28 protein-coding genes are annotated in these 26,999 nt (G+C 67.4%); 15 read left to right on the top strand and 13 right to left on the bottom strand.

The genetic code is table 11. The features are described from left to right. Positions 1–78 precede the first annotated feature (78 nt). Positions 79–756, top strand: a complete 678-nt coding sequence (locus tag ACSQ9E_RS25780) for a Fe2+-dependent dioxygenase (protein WP_436219547.1) — start codon at positions 79–81, stop codon at positions 754–756. Between the two features lie 30 nt (positions 757–786). Here the strand turns inward: ACSQ9E_RS25780 and ACSQ9E_RS25785 are convergent, their stop codons facing one another. Then, entirely contained in the window at positions 787–2,769 is a 1,983-nt protein-coding gene (locus ACSQ9E_RS25785; RefSeq protein ID WP_057199993.1) for a lytic transglycosylase domain-containing protein, read from the bottom strand. A gap of 14 nt (positions 2,770–2,783) precedes the next feature. Between ACSQ9E_RS25785 and ACSQ9E_RS25790 the strand changes: the two genes are divergently transcribed. Next, complete coding sequence (locus tag ACSQ9E_RS25790) at positions 2,784–3,356, top strand: 5-formyltetrahydrofolate cyclo-ligase (RefSeq protein WP_057266404.1); 573 nt, start codon at positions 2,784–2,786, stop codon at positions 3,354–3,356. A 34-nt stretch (positions 3,357–3,390) separates the two neighbouring features. Here the strand turns inward: ACSQ9E_RS25790 and ACSQ9E_RS25795 are convergent, their stop codons facing one another. Beyond that, positions 3,391–4,575, bottom strand: coding sequence for a hypothetical protein (locus ACSQ9E_RS25795; RefSeq protein WP_057266405.1), 1,185 nt, complete (start codon positions 4,573–4,575; stop codon positions 3,391–3,393). A 113-nt stretch (positions 4,576–4,688) separates the two neighbouring features. Next, entirely contained in the window at positions 4,689–6,413 is a 1,725-nt protein-coding gene (locus ACSQ9E_RS25800) for a diguanylate cyclase (protein WP_235514235.1), read from the bottom strand. 270 nt (positions 6,414–6,683) lie between these two features. Here ACSQ9E_RS25800 and ACSQ9E_RS25805 point away from each other — a divergent pair, with 270 nt between their 5' ends. Together ACSQ9E_RS25805 and ACSQ9E_RS25810 are read left to right on the top strand one after the other, a co-directional pair. Then, positions 6,684–7,370, top strand: a complete 687-nt coding sequence (locus tag ACSQ9E_RS25805; protein ID WP_057266407.1) for a glutathione S-transferase family protein — start codon at positions 6,684–6,686, stop codon at positions 7,368–7,370. 10 nt (positions 7,371–7,380) lie between these two features. Further along, a complete protein-coding gene (locus tag ACSQ9E_RS25810; protein WP_436219548.1) occupies positions 7,381–7,689 on the top strand; it encodes an NIPSNAP family protein in 309 nt (102 codons plus the stop codon). On the opposite strand, the gene ACSQ9E_RS25815 is transcribed toward ACSQ9E_RS25810, so the two are convergent. Continuing rightward, entirely contained in the window at positions 7,686–8,141 is a 456-nt protein-coding gene (locus ACSQ9E_RS25815; protein WP_436219549.1) for a hypothetical protein, read from the bottom strand. The two genes, ACSQ9E_RS25810 and ACSQ9E_RS25815, sit on opposite strands and share 4 nt — an antisense overlap. A gap of 84 nt (positions 8,142–8,225) precedes the next feature. On the opposite strand from ACSQ9E_RS25815, the gene ACSQ9E_RS25820 reads away from it, so the two are divergent. Beyond that, positions 8,226–9,467 carry a multifunctional CCA addition/repair protein gene (locus ACSQ9E_RS25820; RefSeq protein ID WP_436219550.1) on the top strand — a complete coding sequence of 414 codons (1,242 nt, stop codon included), beginning with the start codon at positions 8,226–8,228 and terminating at the stop codon, positions 9,465–9,467. Positions 9,468–9,476: 9 nt separating this feature from the next. On the opposite strand, the gene ACSQ9E_RS25825 is transcribed toward ACSQ9E_RS25820, so the two are convergent. Both ACSQ9E_RS25825 and ACSQ9E_RS25830 read right to left on the bottom strand, forming a co-directional pair. After that, on the bottom strand, positions 9,477–10,118 hold the full coding sequence (locus ACSQ9E_RS25825) for a DUF1109 domain-containing protein (protein WP_057199985.1): 642 nt from the start codon (positions 10,116–10,118) through the stop codon (positions 9,477–9,479). Next, positions 10,115–10,660, bottom strand: coding sequence for a sigma-70 family RNA polymerase sigma factor (locus tag ACSQ9E_RS25830; RefSeq protein ID WP_428002615.1), 546 nt, complete (start codon positions 10,658–10,660; stop codon positions 10,115–10,117). Before ACSQ9E_RS25830 ends, ACSQ9E_RS25825 begins: the two co-directional genes overlap by 4 nt. Positions 10,661–10,865: 205 nt before the next feature. Between ACSQ9E_RS25830 and ACSQ9E_RS25835 the strand changes: the two genes are divergently transcribed. From ACSQ9E_RS25835 to ACSQ9E_RS25850, 4 genes are read left to right on the top strand one after another with little or no spacing between them, the layout of a single operon-like run. After that, entirely contained in the window at positions 10,866–11,153 is a 288-nt protein-coding gene (locus tag ACSQ9E_RS25835; protein ID WP_057199983.1) for a BufA1 family periplasmic bufferin-type metallophore, read from the top strand. Between the two features lie 27 nt (positions 11,154–11,180). After that, entirely contained in the window at positions 11,181–12,020 is an 840-nt protein-coding gene (gene bufB, locus ACSQ9E_RS25840; RefSeq protein WP_057266411.1) for an MNIO family bufferin maturase, read from the top strand. Next, positions 12,011–12,793: an HvfC/BufC N-terminal domain-containing protein gene (locus ACSQ9E_RS25845; RefSeq protein WP_057199981.1), complete on the top strand. Its 783-nt coding sequence runs from the start codon at positions 12,011–12,013 to the stop codon at positions 12,791–12,793. The genes bufB and ACSQ9E_RS25845 overlap by 10 nt, the downstream gene beginning before the upstream one ends. Further along, positions 12,790–13,272, top strand: coding sequence for a DoxX family protein (locus ACSQ9E_RS25850; RefSeq protein WP_057199980.1), 483 nt, complete (start codon positions 12,790–12,792; stop codon positions 13,270–13,272). Before ACSQ9E_RS25845 ends, ACSQ9E_RS25850 begins: the two co-directional genes overlap by 4 nt. A 24-nt stretch (positions 13,273–13,296) precedes the next feature. Here the strand turns inward: ACSQ9E_RS25850 and trxC are convergent, their stop codons facing one another. Then, the gene (gene trxC, locus ACSQ9E_RS25855) at positions 13,297–13,734 is read right to left on the bottom strand and encodes a thioredoxin TrxC (protein ID WP_057199979.1); all 438 of its coding nucleotides are present in this window, start codon (positions 13,732–13,734) and stop codon (positions 13,297–13,299) included. 236 nt (positions 13,735–13,970) lie between these two features. Here trxC and otsB point away from each other — a divergent pair, with 236 nt between their 5' ends. From otsB to otsA, 3 genes are all read left to right on the top strand, one after another. Further along, positions 13,971–14,708, top strand: a complete 738-nt coding sequence (otsB, locus tag ACSQ9E_RS25860; protein WP_436219551.1) for a trehalose-phosphatase — start codon at positions 13,971–13,973, stop codon at positions 14,706–14,708. Next, positions 14,705–16,525 carry a glycoside hydrolase family 15 protein gene (locus ACSQ9E_RS25865; RefSeq protein WP_057199977.1) on the top strand — a complete coding sequence of 607 codons (1,821 nt, stop codon included), beginning with the start codon at positions 14,705–14,707 and terminating at the stop codon, positions 16,523–16,525. The genes otsB and ACSQ9E_RS25865 overlap by 4 nt, the downstream gene beginning before the upstream one ends. A gap of 61 nt (positions 16,526–16,586) precedes the next feature. Then, complete coding sequence (gene otsA, locus ACSQ9E_RS25870; RefSeq protein ID WP_057199976.1) at positions 16,587–17,966, top strand: alpha,alpha-trehalose-phosphate synthase (UDP-forming); 1,380 nt, start codon at positions 16,587–16,589, stop codon at positions 17,964–17,966. Between the two features lie 6 nt (positions 17,967–17,972). Here the strand turns inward: otsA and ACSQ9E_RS25875 are convergent, their stop codons facing one another. The 6 genes from ACSQ9E_RS25875 to hisN all read right to left on the bottom strand — a co-directional run bounded on the left by ACSQ9E_RS25875 (position 17,973) and on the right by hisN (position 23,056). Then, positions 17,973–18,167: a DUF2905 domain-containing protein gene (locus ACSQ9E_RS25875; RefSeq protein ID WP_057199975.1), complete on the bottom strand. Its 195-nt coding sequence runs from the start codon at positions 18,165–18,167 to the stop codon at positions 17,973–17,975. Positions 18,168–18,197: 30 nt separating this feature from the next. After that, positions 18,198–19,073 (bottom strand): ABC transporter permease, encoded by an 876-nt coding sequence (locus ACSQ9E_RS25880; protein WP_057199974.1) that lies wholly within the window; start codon positions 19,071–19,073, stop codon positions 18,198–18,200. Beyond that, on the bottom strand, positions 19,070–20,083 hold the full coding sequence (locus tag ACSQ9E_RS25885) for an ABC transporter ATP-binding protein (RefSeq protein ID WP_057199973.1): 1,014 nt from the start codon (positions 20,081–20,083) through the stop codon (positions 19,070–19,072). Before ACSQ9E_RS25885 ends, ACSQ9E_RS25880 begins: the two co-directional genes overlap by 4 nt. 9 nt (positions 20,084–20,092) lie before the next feature. Next, positions 20,093–21,133, bottom strand: coding sequence for an ABC transporter substrate-binding protein (locus ACSQ9E_RS25890; protein WP_057200235.1), 1,041 nt, complete (start codon positions 21,131–21,133; stop codon positions 20,093–20,095). A 57-nt stretch (positions 21,134–21,190) separates the two neighbouring features. Then, positions 21,191–22,117 (bottom strand): TauD/TfdA dioxygenase family protein, encoded by a 927-nt coding sequence (locus ACSQ9E_RS25895; protein ID WP_057199972.1) that lies wholly within the window; start codon positions 22,115–22,117, stop codon positions 21,191–21,193. 135 nt (positions 22,118–22,252) lie between these two features. Further along, positions 22,253–23,056 carry a histidinol-phosphatase gene (gene hisN / locus ACSQ9E_RS25900; RefSeq protein ID WP_057199971.1) on the bottom strand — a complete coding sequence of 268 codons (804 nt, stop codon included), beginning with the start codon at positions 23,054–23,056 and terminating at the stop codon, positions 22,253–22,255. Between the two features lie 215 nt (positions 23,057–23,271). On the opposite strand from hisN, the gene ACSQ9E_RS25905 reads away from it, so the two are divergent. The 3 genes from ACSQ9E_RS25905 to ACSQ9E_RS25915 are packed head-to-tail and all read left to right on the top strand — an operon-like array spanning position 23,272 to position 26,996. Further along, entirely contained in the window at positions 23,272–24,297 is a 1,026-nt protein-coding gene (locus ACSQ9E_RS25905) for an ABC transporter substrate-binding protein (RefSeq protein WP_436219552.1), read from the top strand. A gap of 54 nt (positions 24,298–24,351) precedes the next feature. Further along, on the top strand, positions 24,352–25,350 hold the full coding sequence (locus tag ACSQ9E_RS25910; protein ID WP_436219553.1) for an ABC transporter ATP-binding protein: 999 nt from the start codon (positions 24,352–24,354) through the stop codon (positions 25,348–25,350). After that, complete coding sequence (locus ACSQ9E_RS25915) at positions 25,347–26,996, top strand: ABC transporter permease subunit (RefSeq protein ID WP_436219554.1); 1,650 nt, start codon at positions 25,347–25,349, stop codon at positions 26,994–26,996. Before ACSQ9E_RS25910 ends, ACSQ9E_RS25915 begins: the two co-directional genes overlap by 4 nt. Positions 26,997–26,999 lie beyond the last annotated feature (3 nt).

Below are 26,999 nucleotides of genomic sequence, written 5' to 3' on the forward strand. Positions count from 1 at the left end.
AAGGTGACAGGCTGAGTTCTGTCTACCATCAAGGCCCCGGCAACCCCGGGGCCTTCCCATTTTTGGAGACCTATCGCGATGATGCTGCACATCCCCAACGTCCTCACGCCCGAGCAGGTGCGCGCCATGCGCGCGGCCATCGATGCCGCCGACTGGGTGGACGGCCGGGCCACCGTGGGCGCGCAAGGGGCGCAGGTCAAGAACAACCGGCAGTTGTCCGAAAACTCCCCCGTTGCGCTGGAGCAGGGGCGCACCGTGCTGCAGGCGCTGGCCGCGCATCCGATGTACTTCAGCGCGGCGCTGCCGCTGCGCACCGTGCCGCCGCTGTTCAACCGCTACGCGGGCGGAGAGACCTATGGCCTGCACGTCGATGGCGCCGTGCGCCCCCTGCCCCACGGGGCGGCGCTGCGCACCGATCTGTCGTGCACGCTGTTCCTGTGCGAACCCGCGGACTACGAGGGCGGCGAGCTGGTGGTGGTGGACACCTATGGCACGCACGAGGTCAAGCTGCCTGCGGGCGACATGGTCCTCTACCCGTCCACCAGCCTGCACCGCGTGGAGCCGGTCACGCGCGGCGAGCGCGTGTGTTCGTTCTTCTGGGTGCAGAGCCTGGTGCGCGACGATGCACGCCGCGCCATGCTGTTCGAGATGGACCAGACCATCCAGAAGCTGCGTGCGCGCCTGGGCGAACCCGAAGAGACCGTGTCCCTCACCGGGCAATACCACAACCTCCTGCGCATGTGGTCGGAGGTATGAAGTGAAACAGCCCCTTCGGGGCTGTTTCGGTCAGGGCAGGTCCTTGTTCACCTCGGGGGCCGCCGCATCGCGCGGGCCGATGGTGCCCAGCCGGCTCTTGAGCGACTGCGGCTGGCCGGTGAGCATGGCGGCGTAGTTGGTGGTGTTGGCGAGCACCTTCTTCACGTAGTCACGCGTTTCGCCGAAGGGCACGTTTTCGGCCCAGATGGCGGCATCGAGCACCGGGCCGTTGCGCCAGCTGCGCGGGCGGCCCGGGCCGGCGTTGTAGGCGGCGGCGGCCATGGGCATGGAGCCCGCGAAATCGTCGAGGGCCAGCTTGAGGTAGGCCGTGCCGATGGCGATGTTGGTATCGCGGTCGTTGATCTGCTCGGCGGTGAAATTGTTCATGCCGATCTTCTTGGCCGTCCAGCGCGCAGTGGCGGGCATCACCTGCATCAGGCCCGAAGCGCCCACGTGCGAGCGCGCGTCCATGATGAAGCGGCTCTCCTGGCGGATCAGGCCGTACACATAGGCCGGGTCCAGGCCGATGCCATTGGCGCGCTCCACCACGGCGTTGCGAAACGGCGTGGGAAAGCGCTGGCTGGTCTCGATCAGGCTGCGCGTGCGCTCGCTGGTGTTGATGCAGCGGTCCCAGACCTCGCGGGCGCAGGCGAAATCGGCGGCGGCCAGCAGCTCGCGGTCCGGCATGCCGCCGGGGATGTGCAGGTTGGTGGCGTAGTTCCACTCGCGCACGCCCTCGGTGCGCAGCCCCATGAAGATGGCATACAGCCCCCGGTTGAGCCCGGGGTTGGCGCGCGCAGCCGCCTTTTCCTCGGCCGTGAGCGGCGCAGGTGCTGGCGGCATGGTGATGCGCTGGCCCAGTTCTTCGGTGGCCAGTTGCTCGTAGAAGCCGCGCGTGCTGGCAATGCCTTCGAGCAGCTGGCGGGCTTCGGCGCGCTCGGCCTCGCTGGGCTTGCCGGCCAGCAGGGAGCGGGCCTTCCAGTACACCCAGGTGCTGTCCTGGCGGCCTTCCTCGCTCATGGCGTCGATGGCCTTGCGCACCACCTTCCACTGGCCGGCACGCAGGGCCGCGCGCACCTTCCAGCCGAGCAGGTCGTCGTTGAGATCGGCGTCCCGGGTGATCTTGGCGAAGTGGCCATTGGCGTCGGACGACAGCTTCTGGGCCAACTGCTTGCCGATCACGCCCCAGACCCAGTTGCGCTCCTCGGGCGAGAGGTGCACGCTCCATTTGCTGTCGAGCTGGGCGGCAGCGTTGTCCGGATCGCCCGAGGCGAGCTTGACGAGGGCTAGCGTCACCAGCTCCTGGCGCACCTGGCCCCGGGCCGTGGCGCGGCCCGTGAGGTACTTGGTGGGCGCGTCCATCAGCTCCTTGACCTGGGCCACGGCATCGGGTGCGACGATCTCCACGGCATTGCGCACCACGCGCGGCCGGTTGGCATCCACCGCGAAGCGGGCCTTGCGCCAGACGTCGAGCGCGCTGAGCTTCTTGTTGGCGTACAGCTGGCTGGCAGCGTGGGTGCAGCCGTCGTCGTTATCGCGCAGGGCATACCAGTTGCGCTTGACGTCTTCGGCCGCAGCCGCCGGCGCGCTGCCCTTGATGTCGTCGATCAAGAGGGCGTAGCAGCGCACCTCGCGGTCGTCGGACATGCGGTAGCTGGGGTGCTGCTCGGCAAACTGGGCCCAGTCGCGCCGCTGTCCCAGCAGCAGCAGCCAGTCGTTGCGCATGCGGTCTTCCTGGTAGCTGCCGGCATAGCGCTGCATGAAGGACTGGATTTCCGAGGGCGAGGCCTCGGCCAGGCGCAGCCTGAGCTCCCAGTAGGCGGCCCAGGGTTCCAGCACGTGGCCGCGCGCGGCGGGCAACAATTGCTCTAATTTCTTGCGGTCGCCCCGCTTGAACGCCTGCTGCATCTCCAACAGGGTATCGTCGGCCTTGGTTTGCGCCTGGACCAGGGGCGCGGCGGTGGCCAGCACGGCGCTGACCAGCAGCGGTGTCAAAATCTGAAGCAATTGCATGGGGGAATTATCTGATGGACAAAGCAGCCCTGCGGCGCGCATTGATAGAAGAACGCCTGAACCTGCCAGATCGCCTACAACGGGCCGACCTGTTACAACAGGTGATGCGCATCTGGCTCGTGAACCGGCCCGACACGGTGATAGGCGCCTACTGGCCCATCAAGGGTGAGTTCGACCCGCTTCCTGCCCTGCACCGCTGGAAGGAAGACGGAGAGCTGCTGGACGAGCCCCAGTTGCGCCGCATCGGCCTGCCGGTGGTCAACAAGCAGCACAAGACCCTGACCTTCCACGCCTGGTACCCCGGCTGCCCCATGGAGGAGGACGCCTACGGCATCCCCAAGCCCAAGGACACCGAGGTCATCGTGCCCACCCTGCTGTTCGTGCCCTGCGTAGGCTATGCGCCCGGCGGCTATCGGCTGGGCTATGGCGGGGGCTTCTATGACCGCACCCTGGCCACGCTGCAGCCCAAGCCCTTCACCGTGGGGCTGGGCTTCACCAATGGCTACCTGGACGATTTCGAGCCGGAGTCGTACGACCTGCCACTGGATGCGATCCTGAATGACAACGGGGTGGTCTGGCCGATTTGACCACCGCGGAAACACTGAGCCGTCGAAAAATGGCTCAGTAAAAGCCGCCGAACTGCATCAGCAGGGACGCATCGTCGCGTTCCTGCTTGCGGGCCAGCGCTGCCTGCTCGCGCAGCCAGCGCTTGAGTTCGGCCTCATCGCGCACCCGCTCCAGATCGTGCTGCATGACCAGCAGGGTGTCGGCCAGATCGTTCTGCAACAGCTTCAGCCGCAGCTGCAGCAAGGGTTCATTCATCCTGGCGGAAACCGCAACGCCCAGCTCATCGCCCAGGCGCTGCTCCGCGATGGCCAGCTCCTGCTCCAGCGACGCCACCTGCTCCTTCAGGAGCAAGGTCAGTTCGGCCAGCTTTTCGTCGGCCAGGCGGGAAATACTGTCCTCATCCATCCGATTGGCCTGCAACTGCAGGCGCAGCAAAGTGGTCAGGTCCCCACGTTCATACGCAGCATTGGCCTGGCCCATCAACACCGTCTTGCGCTCGCGTTCCGCCGCGTCCGGCTCCCGGTCGGGGTGCAAGGCACTGGCCAGTTGACGATAGATGCTGCGCATCGCGGCCTTGGCATCCTGCATCTGCTGGTCCACCTTGCGCTGCCGGGCCTGCTGCCCCGGCCGAGGGCGCGGCGGCTCCTGCTCGGACTGCATACGGCGCATCACGGCCTCCAGCAACTCCTGCGGAGAATCCGCGTGGTCAAAGGTTTCCCGGTCCAGGGGGCGCCCCAGAAAATCCTCCACTGCATCCAGAACGTCGTCCCTGGCCTCCTGCAGCTGCTGCGCCTGTTGTGCTTGCATCTCGGGCGGAAAGTATTCCGCAAACAGTGTGTCCCACTGTCCGGCGTCCATCTCCCCTCGCACTTGCGGCAACAGGCTCTGCACGATGGCACGCGCGGATTTTTGCTGCGGCACCGTCAAACCCTTGCGCTGAAGGCGCTCATGCAGGAACAGCAGCATGGCGGACTGCGTCAGCGCCATGCCATGTTCGAGCTTCGACATTTCCTCCAGATGGGGCCCCCGCAGCCGGCCAGCGACTTGTTCCAGATCTAGGATCTGCCGTCCCAGGTTGTCCACCCTTGCCAGCAACTTGTTGAACCGCTGCTGCGCCGGGCTGAGCGTTCCCTTGGCTGTCTTCTTGACCTTCAGGCTCGCCGGGCTGGTTTTCGCTGGCGCGCAAGCCGGGGCAATCGGGACTTCACCGAACAGATCGAATTCGGGAGCGGGGTTCATTCGCATTCCATTCAAAAAGACAAGAACAGCGCCTGCCCGAAAATGCCATGGGCAGGCGGTGCATTAGTTTAACGGCCCTGCAGCACACCGTGCCCCGGGGCAGGTGCCGCAGGTCATGGACTACCCGCAAGCTCCGACGCAAAAGCGTAGCAGTCTCCCCCGGCTGCACGGCGCTTGCAGGTGTACATGGCGCTGTCGGCGGCGCGCAACAGCTCAGCCAGGGTGCGGCCATCCGCCGGGTGGCAGGCAATGCCCAGGCTCATGCCGACCACGAGCGAGCGGCCCTCGAAGACCAGTGGCTCGGCGGCGCTGGCCGCCATGCGCCGGGCCATGGCGGCGAGCATGTCGCGCGACGGGCTGCCTGCGATCAGCACGGCGAATTCGTCGCCACCGAGCCGTGCCACCAGGTCACCCGTGCGCAGTTGGGTTCGCAGGCGGCGCACCATGGCCACCAGCACGGCATCGCCTGCGGCGTGGCCATAGGTGTCGTTGACGCCCTTGAAGCCGTCCAGGTCGAGCAGTAGCAGCGCGAACGGCTGGCCGCCGCGCACGGCGGCTTCGCCATGGCTGGTGAGACCCGCACGGTTGGCGGCGCCAGTGAGCGCATCGGTGCCCAGCGCCTCGACCAATTCCTGGGTGCGCACGGTCAGCGCCTCCTCGGATCGGCGCAGCAGGCGAACCCGGGAGGCCATGGCCGCAGCAAAGACGATGGATTCGGCCACCAGCACGGTCTGCGTCATGTCCATCTGCTGGGGCGTCCAGGCCACCCAGCCCCAACTGGCCACGACGATGGCGCAGATGCCCAGCAGCAAGATGGTCACCCCCGCGCTGTACAGCACCGCAGGCCAGTAGCGCCGCCGCATCGCCATCACGGCACCGACGGTGAGCACCACGGTGGAAGCCACTACCGAGCCCTGCACCATGCGGAACAGCCACAGCGGATGCGAGCCCAGAAGGCCATAGACCGCAGCCAGCGCGAGCGCCGCCACCATCGCCAGCACCACCTTGTCCACCCGGGGCGCATAGTCCGCGAGGCGCAGCAGGCTGCGGCCGAACATCAGCTTGGAGATGGCCCACAGCGGTGGCGCCAGGCTGTAGAAGAAGCCCGCTGCGGCCGGCCAGTGGGCAAAGGGGTAGCGCAGCGTGTGCCCGTTGAAGCCCGCGAGCGCCAGCAGCGCACCGATGCACGACACCAGGTACCAGGCGTAGATACTCTCGCGAAACACCATCAGCATCACTGTACTGAAGATCGCCAGGCCCATGAGCAGCCCGTAGCACACGCCGTCGAACATGCGCTTGTCCTGGGTGTCCTGCAGGTAGTCGGCCAGGTCCCAGACACGGGCCGCGTAGAAGCGCGCAAAAGTCGATTCGACACGGAAGTACACCGTGTAGATCTGGTCGTCAGGCAGGCTGAAGCGCCAGGCCATCTGCTCCGAGTCCGCGGGTCGCGTGGCCCAGGGGTGGCGCATGCCTGTGACCACAGGGGCAGCCAGCGCGCCGCCCTGGGCGTTGTAGGGGCCGTAAAAGCGCAACTCGTGGGTGGAGACGGTCGGCACCAGCAGCAAAAACTCGCGCAGGGCATCCGCCGGGTCGGCCAGTTGCAGGCGCACCCGAAACCACAGCACGCGGTCCGACTCGGCGCCCTTCAGCGGGTTGTCGGGGTAGGCGAAACGGGCCTCGTTCTCCGGGGTGCGCACCTGCTCGATGTCCAGCACACGGCCTTTGTCCTCGAACATGCCCATGAATGGCACGATCAGCATGCCCCCGGCCTTCGACGAAACGAGGGCCGGCACATCGCGCTCTGCCGCAGCCTGGGCGGCCAGGGGCAGCGTAGCCACCAGAGTCAACAGGCACAGGGCCCTGAAGAAAAAGTACAAAAAAGACGACGACCGCATCACCCGCGCCGATCCGGATGGATCGAAAGAGAAAACTGCCCGCAAAGCGGCCAATTGTGCCGCACCCCCCGTTGCTATATGCACAAAAAAGAGGGGCAAGACTGGCTTTGATGCACGAATCGCATCAAAAGCCCCTGTATCAGTCATTGATGCGGGCGCCTGCGCAGGTTTAGCATGGAAGTCTTGCCCCTATTGCCACCACCTGAGGCCACCATGCCCAAGCTCTACATCGGTAACAAGAATTACTCCTCGTGGTCAATGCGCCCCTGGGTGCTGCTGCGCCAGGCCGGCATCGACTTCGAAGAAATCCGCGTGCGCTTCGACAGTTTCGACGCCGATTCGGAGTTCAAGCGGGCCATCGGCGCCGTGAGCCCCACGGGCAAGGTGCCGGTGCTGGTGGACGGCGACCTGCTCATCTGGGACACCCTGGCCATTGCCGAGTACGTGGCCGAAACCCATCCCGACAAAAAGCTCTGGCCCACGGATGCGAAGGCGCGTGCCCGCGCGCGCAGCGTGTGCGCCGAGATGCACAGCGGCTTCACTGCCCTGCGCGGCAACTGCCCCATGAACATCGAGGCCGATCTGGCCGAGACCGGGGCCCTGATCTGGCGCGACAAGGCCGGCGTGCGTGCCGACGTGCAGCGCCTGATGGACATGTGGAGCGCGCTGCTGCAGGAGCATGGCGGCCCGCTGCTTTTCGGCGAGTTCACCATTGCCGACGCTTACTTTGCCCCGGTGTGCATGCGCCTGCACAGCTACGCCCTTCCACTGCCCCCGCAGATCGCCGCCTATGTGCAGCGCGTGCGCGCCCTGCCCGGCGTCAAGGCCTGGATCGACGACGCCCTGGCCGAGAAGGATTTCCTCGATTTCGAGGAACCCTACCGCCTGCGCCACGTTTGAGGAGAAGCGCATGGCCGTCACCATCTACCTGCGCTACGTGCTCGACACCCGCAAGCTCAAGGAATTCGAGCACTACGGCAAGCTGTGGATCCCGCTGGTCGTGAAGTTCGGCGGACAGCACCACGGCTACTTCATGCCCAGCGAGGGCGCGAACAACATCGCGCTGGCGCTGTTCACCTTCGACAGCCTGGCCTCCTACGAGGTCTATCGCCAGCGGTCCATGGAGGATGCCGAATGCCAGGCAGCCTTCCGCTATGCCGAGGAAACGGGTTGCATCGTGAGCTACGAGCGCAGCTTCTTTCGGCCGGTGTTTTCCTAGCGGAACTGCTTGCGCAACAGGGCCCGGTGCCGCGCAATATGCGCCAACTGGGCCTCGGCGATGGTGCCTCCCAGGTTCTCGCCATCGCCATTGAGCACATCGGTGGCATGGCGCATGGCGCGGGCCACCACCTCCTCCTCGCTCACGCCCTGCTGTGCAGCCAGGTCCAGCGCCACGCGCTTCATGGCGCGCTGGGACAGCATCCACATGGCGCCGAAGGAATCCCAGGCGGCAGCGGCGTCCTTGAATTTCTCGCGGTCGGCCAGAATTTCGGTGAGCGGCTTGGCCAGGATTTCCTGCAACTCCTCCACCTGGGTCTGCAGGGCCTCGAACTGCGCCTCGCGCTGCAAGGCCTCCGCGGCCGCATTGGCAGCCGCATCGGAAGGGGTGGGCACCGGCACGCTGCCGTCGGGATTGAGCTGGGCGATGGTGAGGGAGGAGGAGATGGACATGGTGCGGGCGCCGGCGGGTGAGGGGCGCACTATACGGCGTGGCGCGCCGTCTTCACAATGCCGAGCCCCGCTAAACTCCGGCGCATGCAAATCTACATGGTGGGCGGCGCCGTGCGCGATGCCTTGCTCGGGCGCCCCGTGAACGACCACGACTGGGTGGTGGTGGGCGCCACGCCCGAACAGATGCTGGCCGAAGGCTACCTGGCCGTGGGTCGGGATTTCCCGGTCTTCCTGCACCCCACGACACGCGAGGAGTATGCGCTGGCGCGCACCGAGCGCAAGAGCGGGCGCGGCTACCGTGGCTTCGTGGTGGAAAGCTCGCCCGAGGTGACGCTGGAGGAAGACCTCTCGCGCCGCGACCTGACCATCAATGCCATCGCCCAGAACCCAGAAGACCCGCACACGCTGATCGATCCGTATGGCGGACGCAAGGACCTGCAGGCGGGCCTGCTGCGCCATGTGACCGATGCCTTCCGCGAAGACCCGGTGCGCATCCTGCGGCTGGCGCGTTTTGCGGCGCGCTTTGCCGACTTCACGGTGGCGCCCGCGACCCTGGAGCTGATGCGCCAGATGGTGGCCGATGGCGAGGTGGACCACTTGGTGCCCGAGCGAGTGTGGCAGGAGCTCGCGCGCGGGCTGATGGAGGCCAAGCCCTCGCGCATGTTCGAGGTGCTGCGCGACTGCGGCGCCTTGCAGGTGCTGCTGCCCGAGGTGGCGCGCCTGTGGGGCGTGCCCCAGCGCGCCGAGCACCATCCCGAGGTGGACACGGGCGTCCACCTGATGATGGTGCTGGACATGGCGGCGCGGCTCGACGCCCCTCTGACCGTGCGCTTTGCCTGCCTGGCGCACGACCTGGGCAAGGGCACGACGCCGGCCGACATGCTGCCGCGCCACATCGACCATGAGCGGCGCAGCGCCGAGCTGTTGCACGACGTGGCCGAGCGCCTGCGCGTGCCCGTGGACTGCCGCGAGATCGCCGACGTGGTGGCGCGCGAGCACGGCAACATCCACCGCAGCGGCGAGCTGACCGCCGCCCCGCTGGTGCGCCTGCTGGAGCGCTGCGACGCGCTGCGCAAGCCGGGCCGGCTGCCCGACATTTTGCAGGCCTGCGAATGCGACGCGCGCGGCCGACTGGGTATGGAAGAAAACCCCTATCCCCAGCGCCCGCGCCTGCTGGCGGTGCTGGCCGCAGCCCAATCAGTGGTCACGCGCGAGATTGCAGCGAAAGCCGCAGCGAAGGGCCTGGCCGGCCCGCAGGTCGGCGACCTGATCCACCAGGCCCGGGTACAAGCCGTGGCGCAGTGGCTGGCCGCCAACCCCGCCTGAGGGCTTGCGCTACCAGCGCAGCAGGCGGGGGCCGAGCACGGCGCCCAGCGCCGTGGGCAGGGCCATGCCGGCCAGGTACCACACGGCGAGGAAGGGGCTGGCCATCTCGGGGCAGTGCAATGCATAGACCAGCGCCCCGAGCGCCCCGGACAGCAGGCCGGCCCCCGCACCGGCCCAGGCCAGGCGCGTGGGGGCCGCCCCTTTCAGGGCCCAGAAGCTGGCGATGAAGGCCGGCACCGACAGCAGTGCGATGTTGAACGGGCAACTGCGCCAGGTGCTGCCCAGGATGAGCGCCATGCGCTCGGCCGGCTCGGCCTGCGATAGGGTGCCCGCCGCCATGGCCCACAGCACCAACGGCGGTACGGCCAGCAACGCGGCCGCATGGCCCACCGCCATGCCCGGCCGCGCCATGCGCCGCAGCAGCGCCATGCCGGCGGCCGCCAGCGCGGCGGCAAACACCAGCTTGCCCCAAAACATGGGCAGGCCCATGGTCTGCACCAGATCGTGGCGCACGCCGAACACCGCAGCCATCAGCACGCCGGCCCCTGCGATGCCGGCCAGCGACGCCAGCGCAAAGCGCTGCTCTATGTCCCGTGCAGGCACAGGGCCGGCATCCGTGGCCAGCAACTGGATCAATTCTTCGGTTCTCATGCCATTCCCCTGATCTTGGCGGCCAGGGCCTTGAGTCCCCGGTGCACGCCGATTTTGACTGCCGACTCCGACAGCCCCGTGAGTTGTGCGGTCTCCACCACCGACAGGCCCTCCAGCTTCACGTGCTGGATGGGCAGGCGCTGGCGGTCGGGCAGCGTCTCCAGCAGTTTCCCCAGGTCGCGCCGGGCTTCGGCCGCCTCGCTGTCGCTGGTGGAGAAGAGTTCGCCCGCCTCCTCGTCCAGCGTGTCATTCAACGCTCCCTTCACCCGGTGCGAGCGCAGCCAGTCGATGAGCTTGTAGCGCGCGATCGCATGCGCCCAGGCCGTTACCGGCATGTCGGGCCGGTAGGTATGGCGCTGGTTGTGCACGGCCAGCAAGGTCTCCTGCACCAGGTCTTCCACCTCGTCGGGCCGCTGCGACAGCCGCCTGCGCAGAAAAGCCCGCAGGTGCGCGCTCAGCTCTTTCAAAAATCGCTGGTAGGCGACCGCGTCGGCATCCAGGCCCAGCAGCAGCAACCCACGCAGCCTCTCTTCGATCTCCATGTTTTCTCCCTCACAGGTATTCGCAATGCCAGACCTACGGGTTACAGCGGGTGCAAAAAAACTTTATTTGATTTCTGATGCAGTTGGTGTAACCCGGCCGCCAGACAGCGCGAATTACAACGCAGATCGGTAGCCACGGCGCATCCGCACCCGGCGATCCATCCGGTCTGTTCCACAAACCCTTCAGCTTTACGGAGATTCCGACATGACCTCACGCACCCTCAGCCTTGGCGCCCTGGCCCTTGCCGCACTCGCATCCGGCGCAGCCATTGCACAGACCAAGCCCGCAGAAGCGGCCAAGCCCGCCATGGAGAAGTGCTATGGCGTGTCCATGGCCGGCAAGAACGATTGCGCCGCCGGCGCCGGCACCACCTGTGCTGGCACCTCCAAGGTGGACTACCAGGCCAATGCCTGGAAGTTCGTGCCCGCCGGCACCTGCGCCTCGATCAAGACGCCCAAGGGCATGGGCACGCTGACGCCCATGAAGAGCTGATCTTCGTTCACCACCAGACCCGCCGCCATGGCAGCCGCACACCTCACCGCCGGCCTGGGGCTCAAGCCCCAGCACTACGCGCAGGCCGTGCAGTGCACGGACCCGGGGCTGTGGTGGGAGGTGCACCCCGAGAACTACCTGGCCGACGGCGGACCGCGCCTGGCCTGGCTCGAAGCCATCCGTGCGCGGCACCCGGTGGCGCTGCACGGGGTATCGCTGTCGCTGGCAGCCGATGCGCCGCCCGACGAATCGCACCTGGCACGGCTGGCGGCGCTGGCAAGGCGCATCGAGCCGGCCATCGTCTCCGAGCACCTGGCCTGGTCCGCATGGCGCGGGCACTACCTGCCCGACCTGCTGCCCTTTCCGCGCACCCATGCGGCGCTGGCGCGCATTGCCGCCAACATCGCCCGCACGCAGGACGTGCTGCAGCGCCCCATCGCCGTCGAGAACCCCACGCACTACCTGCACATCGATGGCCATGACTGGGCCGAGACCGACTTTCTGGCCGAGCTGGTGCAGCGCACCGGCTGCCAGTTGCTGCTGGACGTGAACAACGTCTACATCAGCGCCCACAACCTGGGCACCCGTGCCGAGGATTACCTCGGCGCCTTTCCCCTGCACGCCGTGGCCGAGATCCACCTGGCGGGCCACCATGCCGACCCCGAGTTGGGCGAGGCCCTGTTGATCGACAGCCACGATGCCCCGGTGGCCGATGCCGTGTGGGCCCTGTACCAGCGCGTGATTGCCGCCACCGGCCCGCTGCCCACCCTGATCGAGCGCGACGACCAATTGCCAGCGCTCGAGGTGCTGCTCGCCGAGCGCGGCCGCGCCCACGCGGCGCTCACCGAGGCCCTGCCATGCAGCTGAGCACCTTCCAGGATGGCCTGGCCGCCGCACTGATGCCCCAGGGCGCCCACCCAGCGGACACCGCACCCTGGCTGTCCGCCCTGCGGTCCCAGCCCGGCTTCGCCGTGTACCGCAATACCGTGCACAAGGCCTGCATCGATGCGCTGCAGGCCAACTACCCCACCGTCTGCGCGCTGGTGGGCGAAGAATGGTTCCGCGCGGCCGCAGGCCTGTTCGTTCAGGCCCGGCCGCCGACGGATGGCCGGCTCATGGCCTATGGCGAAGGCTTTGCACACTTTCTGCAAGGCTTCGAAGCGGCCGCCGGCCTGCCCTACCTGCCCGCCGTGGCACGGCTGGACCGCTGCTGGACCGAAAGCCACCTGGCGGCCGATGCCCCCCTGCTGGACGCCGCCTGGCTGGCCCGGCAGTCCCCCGAAGCCCTGTCCGGCCTGTGCCTGGCCCCACATCCCGCCGCGCGCTGGGCCTGGAGCGAGGAGCACCCGGCCAGCACCCTGTGGCAGCGCCAGCGCGAGGGCACGCCCCTGGATGCCGAGTTGCGGTGGCAGGGCGACGGCGCCCTGCTCACCCGCCCCGAGGGGGCCGTGCAGTGGATGCCGCTGGCACGCGCGGGCATCGCCTTCCTGGACGCCTGCGCTGCGGCACTGCCCCTGGAGCTGGCTGCAGCCCATGCCCAGCAGGCAGAACCCGGCGCCGACCTGGGCGCGCTGATGGCGCAGCTGCTGCAGGCCGGCGCGCTGTGCGCCCCACCCCACCTTGACGAGGACACCCCATGAACACCACCCCCTTCCCCCAGGTCACGCCCACCGTATCCGCCACCGGGCCGCGCCACTGGCTGGGCCGGCTGGCCGATGCGCTGGCCTGGCTCACGCCCCACAGCCTGCTGGCCCTGGTGAACCGGGTGGGCATCGCAGCGATCTTCTGGATGTCGGCACGCACCAAGGTGGAGGGCTGGTTCACCATTTCGGACAGCGCCTACCTGCTGTTCCGCGAGGAGTACAAGCTGCCCCTGCTGCCGCCCGAGCTGGCGGCGCAGATGGCCACGGTGGCCGAACATGTGTTCCCGGTGCTGCTGGTGCTGGGGCTGTGCACACGGCTGTCGGCCCTGGCGCTGCTGGGCATGACACTGGTGATCCAGGTCTTTGTCTATCCCGATGCCTGGCCTACCCACCTGTCGTGGGTGGGGCTGCTGCTGTACATCGCAGGGCGCGGCGCGGGCAACATCTCGCTGGACCGGGTGCTCGGCATCCGCTGATGTCGCACCCCCGGCAGGGCAGGGTCAGCTGACGCTGCGCACCCAACGCGCAATGTCGCTGGCGTTCATCGCGCCGGAAATGCGTGCCGCCTCGCGGCCCTCCTTGAACACGATCATGGTGGGAATGCTGCGGATGCCGAAGCGACCCGCAATCGCCTGGTGGGCCTCGGTGTCGAGCTTGGCCAGTTGCACCTGGGGCTCCAGGTCACGTGCTGCCTGGGCGAAGGCCGGCGCCATCTGCAGGCAAGGGCCGCACCAGGGGGCCCAGAAATCCACCACCACTGGCAGGTGGCTGCGGCCCACATGCCTGTCGAACGAAGCCGCATCCAGCGCCACGGGCGCCCCGGCAAAAAGGGGCTGGTGGCAGCTGCCGCAATCGGGGGCTTGCCCCAAGTCGGCGCGCTGGACGCGGTTGGTGGTGTGGCAGTGGGGGCAGACGATGTGGGGGGCTTCTTCGGTCACGCAAAATCTCCATGGGTACGCTCAGCGTGCGCTGGCAACGGGGCACTTGCTTGTAAGACAAACACCCTTTTCATCTTGTGACAATGGGGCCCGAAAGCGCTCTTTGCAAGCCCCTGGTAGCTGAACACCCCAATGCTGGCGCGGGTTTTCGGGCACTCTCTCAGGCCATCAGGTCCCTGCACACGCCACCCCCACGCGCTGGCAGGCCACCCAGCTGTCTGCTAAGGTGCCGCCACATGCAGCTGCTTCCCTTTTTGACAACGGCCCATGCGCTCTTTCTGGATTTCGATGGCACTCTCACCGAGATGGCACCCCGGCCCGAGGCCGTGCGCATCTCTGCGGGGCTGATTCCCACCCTCGCTGCCCTGAGCACCCACCTGGATGGCGCATTGGCCATCGTGACGGGGCGGCGCGAGACCGACATTGACCACTTTCTCGACCCTCTGGTGCTGCCCCTGGCCTCCGAGCATGGCTCTCAGTACCGTCTGGCCGACGGCTCGCGCCCTGCCGTGGTGCCGCCGGACCTGGCGCCCGTGCTGCAGGCGGCCACCCAACTGGCCGTGCAGCACGCCGGCCTGCTGGTGGAGCCCAAGCGCGCCAGCGTGGCACTGCACTATCGCCTGGCACCGCATCTGGAGGACCTGTGCCGCGGCACCTTGCTGGCCGCCATGCAGCAGGTGCACGGCGTGGAGATGATGGACGGCAAGTTCGTGCTCGAGGTCAAACCGCGCGGCGTGCACAAGGGCCAGGCCATCACCGATTTCATGACGCTGCCGCCGTTCGCAGGGCGCATCCCGGTATTCGCCGGCGACGACGTGACCGACGAATCCGGCTTTGCCGCCGTGACCGCCTTGGGCGGCTGGGGCATCAAGGTGGGCGAGGGCCCGACGCTGGCACAACACCGCTGCATGACACCAGCCGCATTGCGTGGCTGGCTGTCGGCGGCACGAACCTCCTGGGAACGCGCACGATGACCACCGAACACCCCAACACCTCCGCCGTGGACCCGCAACAGGGCTCGCTCAACCTGGGCATGATCGGCAATTGCGCCATCAGCGCCCTCATCGACAACCATGCGCGCATGGTGTGGTGCTGCCTGCCGCGCTTTGACGGCGACCCGGTCTTCAACGCCCTGCTGCAGCCGGGGGACGAAGGCAGCCACTTCGCCATCGAGATCGAGGACATGGCCTCGGCCCACCAGTGGTACGAACCCAACACCGCCATCCTGCGCACGCAGCTGTTCGACAAGGCCGGGCATGGGGTCGAGATCACCGACTTCGCCCCGCGTTTTTACAGCCGCTCGCGCTACTTCAGGCCCATGACGCTGGTGCGCCGGGTGCGCCCCATCCAGGGCTCGCCGCGCATCCGCGTGGCCGTGAAGGTGAAGTACGACTGGGGCCAGACCGAGCCCCACATCACGCGCGGCAGCAACCACATCCGCTACGTGGGCGGCAGCATGGCGCTGCGCCTGTCCACCGACGCACCGGTGTCGCATGTGCTCTCGGGCCAGCCCTTCGTGCTCACGCGCGAGCACAACTTCATCCTGGGAGCCGACGAGAGCCTGCTCGACGGCATTGCCGACACGGCGCGCCTGTTCGAGCAGGAGACCACCGCCTACTGGCGCGGCTGGAGCCGGGCCCTGGCCGTGCCGCTGGAGTGGCAGGACGCGGTGATCCGCGCTGCCATCACCCTCAAGCTTTCGCTGTACGAAGACACGGGCGCCATTGTGGCGGCCATGACCACCAGCATCCCCGAATCGGCCCACAGCGGGCGCAACTGGGACTACCGCTACTGCTGGCTGCGCGATGCCTTCTTCGTGGTGCGCGCGCTCAACAGCATCTCCGAAGTGGGCACCATGGAGGACTACCTGCGCTGGCTGAGCAACGTGGTGGTGGATGCGGGCAGCGGCCACATCCAGCCGCTGTATGGCATTGGCCTGGAGCGCGAGCTGCCCGAATCGATGATGCCGCAGCTGGCGGGCTACCGCGGCATGGGCCCGGTGCGCGTGGGCAACCAGGCGGCCGAGCATTTCCAGCACGACGTGTACGGCAACATCGTGCTGGGTGCGGCCCAGGCCTTCCACGACCACCGGCTGCTGCACCGCGCAGGCCTGGGCGAGTTCACCCGGCTTGAACAGGTGGGCGAGAACGCGGTGCGCGTCTACGGCCAGCCCGATGCGGGCATGTGGGAGCTGCGCACGCGGGCGCGGGTGCACACCTCCTCGGCCCTCATGAGCTGGGCCGCCTGCGACCGCCTGGCCAAGATCGCCACCGCCCTCAGCCTGCCCGACCGGGCCGCCTACTGGCACGGCCATGCCCAACGCATGCGCGAGGAGATCCTCGCCAAGTCGTGGAGCGAATCGCGCCAGGCCTTTGCCGAGAGCTTTGGCGGCAACGAGCTCGACGCCAGCGTGCTGCTGATGGCCGAGGTCGGCCTGATCGACCCCAGGGACCCGCGCTTCGTGAGCACGGTGGAAGCCATGGAAAAGAGCCTGTGCGACGGCCCCTACATGCGCCGCTACGAGGCGGCCGACGATTTCGGCAAGCCCGAGACGGCCTTCAACATCTGCACCTTCTGGCGCATCGATGCGCTCGCGCGCATCGGCCGCAAGGACGAAGCGCGCGCCATCTTCGAGACCATGCTGGCAGCGCGCAACCCGCTGGGCCTGCTCTCGGAAGACACCCACCCCGAGACCCAGGAGATGTGGGGCAACTTCCCGCAGACCTACTCGATGGTGGGCGTGATCAACGCCGCCGTGCGCCTGTCGGCCCCATGGGACAGCGTGATTTGACGCACCAGTTCGCGGCCCTGTCCGACACGGCCCGCCGGCGATCTGCACGGATCATCGGGTGATGAGCCGTCTTGTTGTCATTTCCAACCGCCTTGCCGATCCCCGCAAACCCGCCGCCGGAGGCCTCGCGGTCGCCCTGGGCGAAGCCCTGAACCAGACCGGAGGGCTCTGGTTCGGCTGGAGCGGCACCGTGGTCGAGGGGGGCACGCCTGGCGAGGGCGAGATGCACACCCGCAGCGCCGGTGCCGTGACCCTGGCCACCGTGGACCTGTGCCGCGAAGACCACGATGCCTACTACCAGGGCTACAGCAACAGCGTGCTGTGGCCGGTGTTCCACTACCGGCTGGACCTGGCCGACTTCAACGCCAGCTACATCGCCGGCTACCGCCGCGTGAACCAGATGTTCGCGCGCAAGCTGCTGCCGCTCTTGCGCGACGACGACGTCATCTGGGTGCATGACTACCACCTGATCCCGCTGGCCGCAGAGCTGCGCGCCATGGGTTGCCGCCAGCGCATCGGCTTCTTCCTGCACATCCCTATGCCGCCGCCGCTGATCATGGCGGCGATACCGCAGCACGAGTGGTTGATGCGTTCGCTGTTCGCCTATGACCTGGTGGGGCTGCAGAGTGAGGCCGATGTGGCGCATTTCACGCGCTATGTACGCAACGAGGGCAGTGCCGAGGAAGTGGGCGCCCAGCGACTTCGTGCGTTTGGCGCCACGGTGCAGGTGCAGGCCTTTCCCATCGGCATCGACGTGGATGAGTTCACGCGCCTCGCCGAGGCCCCCGACGCCGTGGAAACCTACGAGAACATCCGCGACGAGTATTCGCGCCGCCGCCTGCTGCTGGGCATCGACCGGCTCGATTATTCCAAGGGCATACCGCACCGCGTGCGCGCCTACCGCGAGCTGCTGGACCGCTACCCCGAAAACCGCAACAGCGCCACGATGATCATGATCGCCTCGCCCTCGCGCGATGACGTGCATGCCTATTCGGATTTGCGCCAGGAGCTCGAAGGGCTGTGCGGCTCGGTCAACGGCGACTACGGCGAACTCGACTGGATGCCGGTGCGCTACATCCACCGCACCGTGGCACGCAAGCGCGTGCCTGGCCTGTGCCGCGCCGCCGCCGTGGGCCTGGTGACCCCGCTGCGCGATGGCATGAACCTGGTGGCCAAGGAATACGTGGTGGCGCAGGACCCCGAGGACCCCGGCGTGCTGGTGCTCTCGCGCTTTGCCGGCGCGGCCGAGCAGCTCAAGGAAGCGCTGCTGGTGAACCCCTACGACACCCAGGGCACGGCCGACAGCATCCAGCATGCCCTGCAGATGCCGCTGCCCGAACGGCAGGCACGGCACCAGAAGCTCATGGCGCGCATCCGCGAGCATGACGTGCATTGGTGGCGCAAGGCCTTCCTTCAAGCCCTGCAGGAGGCAGGGGACTGAGGGCAATCAGATGAATTTGGCGATCAGGCTGACGATGAAGCTCAGCAGCAGGGTCGACGCAAGAGGTATGTCCCACTCCCGTCCCCGCCATGTGAAGCGCAGGTCGCCCGGCAGCCTGCCGAAGCCGATGCGCCGCAGCATGGGCGACAGCCAGCTGATGCACATCAGCGCGAGAAAGACGACGAGGAACCAGCGGAGCATGCCCCGAGTGTAGGGTGGCCGGCGCTAACTTCAGCGCTGTACACCCCAGCGGCGCACGGTCAGGCGTTCGAGCGTATGAAAGCCCAGGCTCTCCACCGCCAGGCCGATCAGGATCACCAGCACCAGGCCCGCAAACACCTTGTCGGTATAGAGCTCGTTGCGGTTCTGGAAGATGTACCAGCCCAGCCCTCCCTTGCCCGACGACGCGCCGAACACCAGCTCGGCCGCGATCAGCGTGCGCCAGGCAAAGGCCCAGCCAATCTTCAGGCCCGACAGGATGGACGGCAACGCGGCGGGCACCAGAATCTGCAGCACGTAGCGGATGCCCGTGAGGCCGTAGTTGCGCCCGGCCATGCGCAGCGTCTCGGGCACGGACTGAAAGCCCGCGTAGGTGTTGAGCGCCAGCGGCCACAGCACCGAGTGGATGAGCACGAACACCAGGCTGCCCTGCCCCAGGCCAAACCACAGCAGCGCCAACGGCAGCAATGCGATGGCCGGCAGCGGGTTGAACATGGAGGTCAGCGTGGACAGCAGGTCGCGCCCGAACTGGGTGGACACGGCCAGTGTGGTGAGCACAAAAGCCCCGAAAATGCCCGCGAGGTAGCCCTTGAGCAGCACCGACAGCGATATCGCCGTCTTGGCCACCAACTCGCCCGAGGCCAGGCCCTCCACCAGCGCCTTGGCGGTCTGCAGGAAGGTGGGCAGCAGCAGGTCGTTGTCCTGCCAGCGCGCCACCACCTCCCACAGCACGGCCAGCACCGCCAGGATCACCAACTTGCGCACCCACGCCTGTTGCCAGATTCGCGCCGCCAGCGGCAAGGGCTGCACGGGCGCGATGCCGCCCAGCGGCTCCAGGCTGCGCTCGAAATCGGGGCGCACGGGAGGGGTCAGCAGGGAAGCGCTCATACGGAAATCTGGAAAGGCAGCGAACCCGCAGGCCGCTGTGGGGCAATGAGCGGCACGCCATCGCGGCGGCCAGGTGCCAGGGCCTCGGCATCGGCCTGCACCGAGCCCGGCACGGCCCCAGTTACGGGCTCGTCGAACAGCAGGCGGTGGATGCGCTGCGCCGTGGCCTGGAAGTCGGCACCGCCCAGGCTGTGCAGCCCGAACTGGTGGCTGTTGAGCTCGGCGCGCAGCCGCCCCGGATGCGGCGAGAGGATGGCGATGCGGTTGCCCACCACCAGCGCCTCTTCGATGGAATGGGTGACGAAGATCAGCGTGAAGCGAAACTCGTCCCACAGCGAGAGCAGTTCCTCCTGCATGCGCCGGCGCGTGAGGGCGTCGAGCGCGGCAAAGGGCTCGTCCATCAGCAGCACCTGGGGCTGCATGGCCAGCGCGCGCGCAATGGCCACGCGCTGCTTCATGCCGCCCGACAGCTGGTGCGGGTGCACGTCGGCAAACTTTGTCAGCCCCACCTTGTCGATGTAGAGCGCTGCGCGCTCGGCGGCTTCCCTGCGGCCCACGCTGCGTGAGGCCAGGAGCGGGAACATCACGTTGTCGCGCACCGTCTTCCAGGGCGGCAATTGGTCGAACTCCTGGAACACCACCACCCGGTCGGGCCCGGGCCGCGTGACGGCGCGGCCGTTCAGCAGGATCTGCCCCTCGCTCGGCGCAATGAATCCGGCAATGGATTTCAGCAGCGTGGACTTGCCGCAACCCGAGGCACCGAGCAGCACGAAGCGGTCGCCCGCATGCACGTCGAAACCCACGCGGTGCGTAGCACGCACCACGCGTTCGCGGGTGCGGTAGTCGATGCTCACGCCCTGCACCTGCAGCAGTGCGGCAGGCAGCCCGGCAGCGCCCACCCCAACCGGCTCGGCATGGGTACCAAGGCCTTCAGCCGCCTCCTGCAGCGCGGCCCGCTCGCTCTGCAGCGGCGGCGAAAAGGGCCCCAGCCGGATGGCGTGCTCGTTCATGGTCTGGGCTCAGTTGCCAGACGCCGTGAGGGCGTCTTCAAAGAAGTAGTCCTTGAGCGCGGTCGGCTGGTTCTTGATGGCGCCCACGCGGTGCAGGAACTGGCCCATGCCCAGTGTGTTCTCCGGGCGCACCTTGAACTGCACCTCGGGGTTCTGGATGATCTTCAGCAACAGCGCGCGGTCGGTGTTGCCGCCGGCCACCTTGAGGTAGATGTCGGCCGCTTTCTCGGGGTTGGCGGCGACGAACTTCGCGGCTTCATCGAGTGCATCGACGAAGGCCTTGTAGGTCTTGGGGCTCTCGGCGCGGTATTTCTCGGTGGCGTAGAGCACGGTGGCCGATGCCGGGCCGCCCAGCACATCGTACGAATTGAGCACGATCTTCGCCTTGGGGTTGCCGGCCAGTTCCTGCTCCTGGAAGGGCGGGTTGCCGAAGTGGCCCGTGATCTCGGTGCCGCCCTTGATGATGGCCGCCGCCGCATCGGGGTGCGGCAGGGCCACCTGGTTCTTGTCCAGGCGGTTGAACTCCTTCTCGCCCCAGAGCTTGGCCGAGGCCATCTGCAGCACGCGCGACTGCACCGACACACCGACGGCCGGCAGCGCGATGCGGTCCTTGTCGGTGAAGTCCGCAATGGTCTTCACGACCGGGTTGTTGCTCACCAGGTAGTACGGGAAGTTGCCCAGCGAGGCCACCCCCTTGACGTTCTGGCGCCCCTTGGTGCGATCCCACAGCGTGAACAGCGGCCCCACGCCGGCACCGGCGATGTCGATGTTGCCCGACAGCAGCGCATCGTTGACGGCCGAGCCACCCGAGAGCTGCAAAAACTCGACCTTGATGTCCACGCCTGCGGCCTTGCCGTGCTTCTCGATGAGCTTGTTCTCCTGCGCCACGTTGAGCAGCAGGTAGACGATGCCGAACTGCTGCGCAATGCGCAGCTGGCCTTCGGCCGCGTGGACGCTGGTGGTCAAGCCCAACCCTCCAGCCAGCAGCCCGGCGGTGGCCAGGGCGGCGATGGTTTTGCGCACGATGCGGCGGCGGGTGGTCTGGAACATGGTCATGGAGTCCTGTGCGGTCAAGAAAAAGGAAGGGGCAAAACTGAGAGGGGTCGATCAGAACGGGCGATCACCCTCGATCGTTGTCCGATACAGCTTGCGGCGCTCGGTATCCGGCGTCCCCGCAGCCAGATGCGTGACCGAGCGGTTGTCCCAGAACACCAGGTCGTGCGGCTGCCACGGGTGGCGGTAGGTGAATTCGGGGCGCACGCTGGCGGCGAACAGTTCGGCCAGCAGGGCCTGACTCTCGTCTTCGGGCAGGCCGACGATGCGCGTGGTGAAGTGCTCGCTCACGAACAGTGCCTTGCGGCCCGTTTCGGGGTGGGTGCGCACCACGGGGTGGATGGAAGGCGCCACCTCGTCGATCTGCGCCTGGGTGAGCTTCGGGCGCCAGGGGCTGCGGGCGCGCAGTTCCTCGTACTTGGCCAGGTAGCTGTGCTCCGCCTGCAGCGGCGCGATGCGCGCCTTGAGCGCCTCGGGCAGGGCATCGTAGGCGGCATGCTGGTCGGCGAACAGGGTGTCGCCGCCCTCGCCCGGCAGCTCCTGCGCGTGCAGCAGCGAGCCCAGGCTGGGCTTGTCCTTGTACGACAGGTCCGAATGCCAGTAGTGGCCCGCATCGCCCAGACCGATGGGCTGGCCAGCGGCGTCCTTGATGTTGGAGACGATCAGGATTTCGGGATGGTCCGCAAGCTGGAAATTCTTGAGCACGTGGATCTGCAGCGGCCCGAACAGGCGGCTGAAATCGATGTGCTGGCGCGGCGTGATGCGCTGGTCTCGAAACACCAGCACATGGTGGTCCAGGTGCGCGCGGTGGATGCGAGCGAAGTCCTCCCGGCCCAGCGGGCGCGCCAGGTCCAGGCCCAGCACCTCGGCACCCAACGGGCCTGCGGAGCCGGCCACGGTGCGGATCACCAGACCTTGCGGTAGCGCATCGCCGGCTATGGCGGGCGGAGGATTGGAAGCGGGTGAAAGGACGGCCGACATGGGAACCTCGTGGGGAATCTGGGCATATGTGCCCCTGAGACCTTCACTCTAGGTCGCGCCGCTTGTTCTGGGAACGAATGTTTTCTCAGTTATTAACAACCAAAACAGCTAAGCATCGGCCGCCTTGAACCACCTTCAAGCACCCTGGAGGCGCTGGAGCGCCAGCGCGTGCAGCGCCGGGGTGGCAGCCGCCACTACCCTGCCGTCCGAGTCGACCGAGAGCGCACGTCCCTGCCAGTCGGTGATGCAGCCGCCGGCCCCCTCGACCAGGCACACCAGCGCGAGGTAGTCGTAGGGCTGCAGGCCGGCCTCCACCACCAGGTCCACATGCCCTGCCGCGAGCTGGGCGTACGAATAGCAGTCGCCCCCGAACCGCCGCAGCGCACATTCGCGGCTCAGCGCATCGAAGCGGCGCCATTCATCGGCCGTGAAGGCATCGGGCGAGGTGGTGTAGATGCGCGCCAGCGCCAGTGCCTGGCAGGTGCTTGCGCGCACCGTGTGGCCGTTGCATTGCGTTTCCTCACCAGCCACGCCCACCCAGCGCTCGCCCAGCGCAGGCATGTCCATCAGGCCCAGCAGCGGCCGGCCCTGGTGCAGCAAGGCCACCAGCGTGCCCCACAGCGGGGAGCCGGTGATGAAACTCTTGGTGCCGTCGATAGGGTCGATCACCCACAGATGGGGCGCCTCCAGCCGCTCGCGGCCATGTTCCTCGCCCAGGATGCCGTGGTCCGGGCACTGCGCGTGCAGCACGGCACGCATGGCGGCCTCGGTCTCGCGGTCGGCCACGGTCACAGGGCTTTCATCCGACTTGGTGAGCACGTCCAGGGGCGTGCGGAAGTAGCGCATCGACGGGGCGCGCGCCGCATCCGCCATCGCCAGCGCGATGGGCACGAACGAGGCTCCGCCGAGGACGGCAGGGGAAGAAATGGTGCTGTTCATGGGAGTCGGCCGGTCAGGGCAAGGGAGGTTGGACGGAGCCCATCGACGGACCTCAGCACGCAGCGCGAAGGATCCATCGGTTGGCATATTTAGTGCTTGTGTATTTTCGTGCAAAAACAATAATTAGCACAAGTGCAATAAAACGCACAAATATGGTGAGAGTCCTGCGGCCCGCCGCCCCAACTTCTTGCAACGCACCGTTCTGGAGAAAATTCATGCTGACCCACTCCCCCGCTCTTTCGGCCTTGCGGTTTCTTGCGCTGTGCGGCGTGCTCGCTGGCGGCCTGCCCGCAGTGCATGCAGGCACCGTCACGGCCTACACCGCCCTCGAGGAGGACGAAATCAAGGAATACGTCGCTGCCGCAAAGAAGGACATGCCCGATGTGGAAGTGAAGGTGCTGCGCCTGTCCACCGGCGACCTGGGTGCGCGCATCCTGGCCGAGGCCAGCAACCCGCAGCACGACGTGATCTGGGGCTGGGCACTGACCAACACATTGGACCCACGCATCACTGCGCTGCTGGAGCCCTACACCGTCAAGGGCAGTGACAAGCTGGCCGCCAAGGACAAGGCGGCCGACGGCAAGTGGTTCACCACCACCGGCTACATGGCCGCCTTTTGCGTGAACACCGAAGTGCTCAAGGCCAAGAACCTGCCCATGCCCCAGTCGTGGAAGGACTTGACCAACCCCGTCTACAAGGGCGAGGTGGTCATGCCCAACCCGGTGTCGTCGGGCACGGGCTACCTGCAGATCGCGGCGCTGCTGCAGTCCAAGGGCGCGGATGAAGGCTGGAAGTTCCTCAAGGCGCTGGACGGCAACGTGGCCCAGTACATCAAGTCGGGCTCGCGCCCCTGCAAGGCCGCGCGGGCGGGCGAGTTCGCCATCGGCACCTCGCTGGCGTTCGCCGCCATGCAGTCGGTGGAAGAAGGCTTTCCGCTGAAGATGGTCATCCCGACCGACGGGGCGGGCTATGAGCTCGAGGCCTCGGGCCTGATGGCGGCGTCGAAGAACAAGGCCGATGCCAAGCGCTTCCTCGACTGGACGCTGTCGCCCAGCGCCGCGGCGCTGTACACCAAGTACAAGGAAATCGTGACCATCCCCGGTGCGCCCCAGTCCAAGGCGGCCAAGGCAGCCGGCCTGCCGGTGGACCTGTCCAAGACCCTGTACCCGATGGATTTCGCCAAGTCGGCCAAGGACCGCGACACGATTCTCTCGACCTGGCAAAAGACCATCGGCCGTTGAGCCACGAGCACCGTTTCGACGACCACCCCAGAACCAGAAGGCGCGCGCACCACCATGTCCCTGCAGATCACCGACCTGCACAAGAGTTTCGAGGGCCAGGTGGCGCTCGAACGCATCACGCTCACCGTGGGCAGTGCCGAATTCGTGTGCCTGCTGGGCCCCAGCGGCTGCGGCAAGACCACGCTGCTGCGCGTCGTCGCCGGTCTGCTGCCGGCGGACGGTGGCGCCATCACGCTGGGCGAGCGCAACCTGGCTACGCTGCCGGCGCGCGAGCGCGGCTTTGGCATCGTGTTCCAGTCGTACTCCCTGTTCCCGCACATGACGGTGGCGCAGAACGTGGGCTACGGCCTGGCAATCCGCAACACGCCTGCAGCAGCCACCAAGGCGCGGGTGACAGAACTACTGGACATGGTGGGCCTGGCCGACTTCGTCGGGCGCTACCCCGCGCAGCTATCGGGGGGCCAGCAGCAGCGCGTGGCGATTGCGCGCGCGCTGGCGGTGAACCCCTCGCTTCTGCTGCTCGACGAGCCCCTGTCGGCGCTGGACGCGCGCGTGCGCGCCGACCTGCGCCATGAGTTGCGCGAAGTGCAGCGGCGCCTGGGCATCCCGACTATCATGGTTACCCACGACCAGGAGGAGGCCATGGCCATGGCCGACCGCGTGGTCTGCATGCACCAGGGCCGCATCGAGCAGGCCGGCACGCCACGGGAGCTGTACCTGCGCCCGCGCACCCGCTTCGTCGCCAACTTCATGGGGCACAGCAACCTGCTCACCCCGGCGCAGGCGCAGACGCTGCAGCCGGCACTACCCGGCTCGGCACCCGATGGCATGGCCCTGCTGTGCGTGCGGCCCGAGCGCCTGCGCATCGAGGCGCGTGCCGACGCACCCGGGCGCGTGCTCGGCACCACCTTCCTGGGCAGCATCCAGCGCATACAGGTGCGCTGGCACGAACTCGACCTGCTGGTGGAAACCAGCAGCGCCCAGCCGCTTCAACCCGGCGATGCCGTGGCCCTGGGCCTGAACGCCGACGATTGCGCCTGGGTGAAGGCATGAGCAGCGCCACCCTGCCCCCCATGAGTGCGGGCGAACGCTGGCTGCTGCGCGCCTGCCTGTGGCTGCCGCTGGCGGCGCTGGTGCTGTTCTTCGGCATTCCCTTGCTGTCCATCGCTTGGCGCAGCTTCATGCAGGACAGCGGCGGCATCGGCTGGGGCAACTACGCCGCGCTGCTGGACACGCCGGGCGTGTGGCGCGCCCTGTCCAACAGCCTGCTGCTGGGTGCGGTGACCACGGCCGTCACATTGCTGCTGGCCTTCGTGGTGGCCTACGGGATGGAGCGCACCTGCATGCCGGGGCGCAATTTCGTGGGCATGGCACTGGCATTGCCCATGCTGGCCCCTTCGCTGGTGCTGGGCCTGGGGCTGATCTTCCTGCTCGGGCGCAACGGCATCGTGGGCAAGATGCTCGGTGTGCGGCCCGATGTCTACGGCTTCTGGGGCCTGCTGATTGCCGACGTGCTGTATGCCCTGCCCCAGGCGGTGCTGATCGTGCGCACGTCCCTGCGCCAGGGCGACGCGCGCCAGTACGACGCCGCCGAGGTGCTGGGTGCCACGCCGTGGCGCCAGTTCCGCGACATCACACTGCCGCAGGCGCGCTACGGCCTGCTGAGCGCGGCCTTCGTGGTCTTCACCATCACCATCACCGATTTCGGCAACGCCGTGGTGATCGGCGGCAACTTCCCCGTGCTGGCCACCGAGATCTACAACCAGGTCAGCGGGCAGATGAAGTTCGGCATGGGGGCGGTGGTGGGCCTGCTGCTGCTGGCGCCTGCGGCGCTGTCGATCTTCATCGAGCGCTTTGCGGCCCGGCGCGCGGGCGCCGGGGCAGAGTCGGCCCTGCCGCCCACACCCACACGCCGGGCAGGCCGCGACACCGCGTTCTTCTTCGCCAATCTGGTTATTGCCGGTTCCATCGTGGCCGTGGTGGCCACCGTCGTGCTCGCCAGCTTCATCCGCCTGTGGCCCTACCGGCTGGACCTGTCGCTCAAGCACTACGACATCACCATCGCAGGCGGCTATGCGCCGCTGTGGACCTCGCTCTGGGTATCGGCCCTGGCCGCCATCATAGGCACCGCCCTACTGTTCCTGCTGTGCTTTGGCATACGCCGCCTGCCGGGGCCTGCGGCACGCGCCGCCACGCTGCTCTCGGCCCTGCCGGTGGGCGTGCCGGGGCTGGTGCTGGGCCTGGCCTACGTGTTCACCTTCAATGCGGGCAGCATGCCCTGGGGCTTGTTGTACGGCACGGCCATCCTGCTCGCGCTGTGCAATTACTATCACTACCACACGCAGGGCTTCGTGACCATGATGACCGGCATGCGCAACGTGCCGGCCACGCTGGAAGACGCCACCACCGTGCTGGGCGGCGGCACCTGGCGCGTGCTGCGCGACGTGGTGCTGCCGGCCCTCATGCCCACGCTGCTGGCGGTACTGGTGTTCCTGTTCATGCGCTCCATGGTGACCCTGTCGGCCGTGATCTTCCTGATCACCCCGTCGCTGCCCATGGGTGCGGTCACGGTGATGCGGCTGGACGAGGCCGGTTTCACCTCGCAGGCAGCGGCGTTCTCGACCTGCATCATGGCAGTGGTGGGATCGCTGACACTGGCACTGCACCTGCTGGCGCTCAAGCGCCGGCCCACCGCATGACGA

This window comes from Acidovorax sp. LjRoot118 (assembly GCF_964253575.1).
In the GTDB taxonomy this organism is placed as follows: domain Bacteria; phylum Pseudomonadota; class Gammaproteobacteria; order Burkholderiales; family Burkholderiaceae_C; genus Acidovorax.

Excerpts from the sequence above, each read along its gene's own strand:
- ACSQ9E_RS25780 (WP_436219547.1), top strand. The coding sequence starts at position 79 with ATGATGCTGCACATCCCCAACGTCCTCACGCCCGAGCAGGTGCGCGCC.
- ACSQ9E_RS25785 (WP_057199993.1), bottom strand. The coding sequence starts at position 2,769 with ATGCAATTGCTTCAGATTTTGACACCGCTGCTGGTCAGCGCCGTGCTG.
- ACSQ9E_RS25790 (WP_057266404.1), top strand. The coding sequence starts at position 2,784 with ATGGACAAAGCAGCCCTGCGGCGCGCATTGATAGAAGAACGCCTGAAC.
- ACSQ9E_RS25795 (WP_057266405.1), bottom strand. The coding sequence starts at position 4,575 with ATGAACCCCGCTCCCGAATTCGATCTGTTCGGTGAAGTCCCGATTGCC.
- ACSQ9E_RS25805 (WP_057266407.1), top strand. The coding sequence starts at position 6,684 with ATGCCCAAGCTCTACATCGGTAACAAGAATTACTCCTCGTGGTCAATG.
- ACSQ9E_RS25810 (WP_436219548.1), top strand. The coding sequence starts at position 7,381 with ATGGCCGTCACCATCTACCTGCGCTACGTGCTCGACACCCGCAAGCTC.
- ACSQ9E_RS25815 (WP_436219549.1), bottom strand. The coding sequence starts at position 8,141 with ATGTCCATCTCCTCCTCCCTCACCATCGCCCAGCTCAATCCCGACGGC.
- ACSQ9E_RS25820 (WP_436219550.1), top strand. The coding sequence starts at position 8,226 with ATGCAAATCTACATGGTGGGCGGCGCCGTGCGCGATGCCTTGCTCGGG.
- ACSQ9E_RS25825 (WP_057199985.1), bottom strand. The coding sequence starts at position 10,118 with ATGAGAACCGAAGAATTGATCCAGTTGCTGGCCACGGATGCCGGCCCT.
- ACSQ9E_RS25830 (WP_428002615.1), bottom strand. The coding sequence starts at position 10,660 with ATGGAGATCGAAGAGAGGCTGCGTGGGTTGCTGCTGCTGGGCCTGGAT.
- ACSQ9E_RS25835 (WP_057199983.1), top strand. The coding sequence starts at position 10,866 with ATGACCTCACGCACCCTCAGCCTTGGCGCCCTGGCCCTTGCCGCACTC.
- bufB (WP_057266411.1), top strand. The coding sequence starts at position 11,181 with ATGGCAGCCGCACACCTCACCGCCGGCCTGGGGCTCAAGCCCCAGCAC.
- ACSQ9E_RS25845 (WP_057199981.1), top strand. The coding sequence starts at position 12,011 with ATGCAGCTGAGCACCTTCCAGGATGGCCTGGCCGCCGCACTGATGCCC.
- ACSQ9E_RS25850 (WP_057199980.1), top strand. The coding sequence starts at position 12,790 with ATGAACACCACCCCCTTCCCCCAGGTCACGCCCACCGTATCCGCCACC.
- otsB (WP_436219551.1), top strand. The coding sequence starts at position 13,971 with ATGCAGCTGCTTCCCTTTTTGACAACGGCCCATGCGCTCTTTCTGGAT.
- ACSQ9E_RS25865 (WP_057199977.1), top strand. The coding sequence starts at position 14,705 with ATGACCACCGAACACCCCAACACCTCCGCCGTGGACCCGCAACAGGGC.
- otsA (WP_057199976.1), top strand. The coding sequence starts at position 16,587 with ATGAGCCGTCTTGTTGTCATTTCCAACCGCCTTGCCGATCCCCGCAAA.
- ACSQ9E_RS25875 (WP_057199975.1), bottom strand. The coding sequence starts at position 18,167 with ATGCTCCGCTGGTTCCTCGTCGTCTTTCTCGCGCTGATGTGCATCAGC.
- ACSQ9E_RS25880 (WP_057199974.1), bottom strand. The coding sequence starts at position 19,073 with ATGAGCGCTTCCCTGCTGACCCCTCCCGTGCGCCCCGATTTCGAGCGC.
- ACSQ9E_RS25885 (WP_057199973.1), bottom strand. The coding sequence starts at position 20,083 with ATGAACGAGCACGCCATCCGGCTGGGGCCCTTTTCGCCGCCGCTGCAG.
- ACSQ9E_RS25890 (WP_057200235.1), bottom strand. The coding sequence starts at position 21,133 with ATGTTCCAGACCACCCGCCGCCGCATCGTGCGCAAAACCATCGCCGCC.
- ACSQ9E_RS25895 (WP_057199972.1), bottom strand. The coding sequence starts at position 22,117 with ATGTCGGCCGTCCTTTCACCCGCTTCCAATCCTCCGCCCGCCATAGCC.
- hisN (WP_057199971.1), bottom strand. The coding sequence starts at position 23,056 with ATGAACAGCACCATTTCTTCCCCTGCCGTCCTCGGCGGAGCCTCGTTC.
- ACSQ9E_RS25905 (WP_436219552.1), top strand. The coding sequence starts at position 23,272 with ATGCTGACCCACTCCCCCGCTCTTTCGGCCTTGCGGTTTCTTGCGCTG.
- ACSQ9E_RS25910 (WP_436219553.1), top strand. The coding sequence starts at position 24,352 with ATGTCCCTGCAGATCACCGACCTGCACAAGAGTTTCGAGGGCCAGGTG.
- ACSQ9E_RS25915 (WP_436219554.1), top strand. The coding sequence starts at position 25,347 with ATGAGCAGCGCCACCCTGCCCCCCATGAGTGCGGGCGAACGCTGGCTG.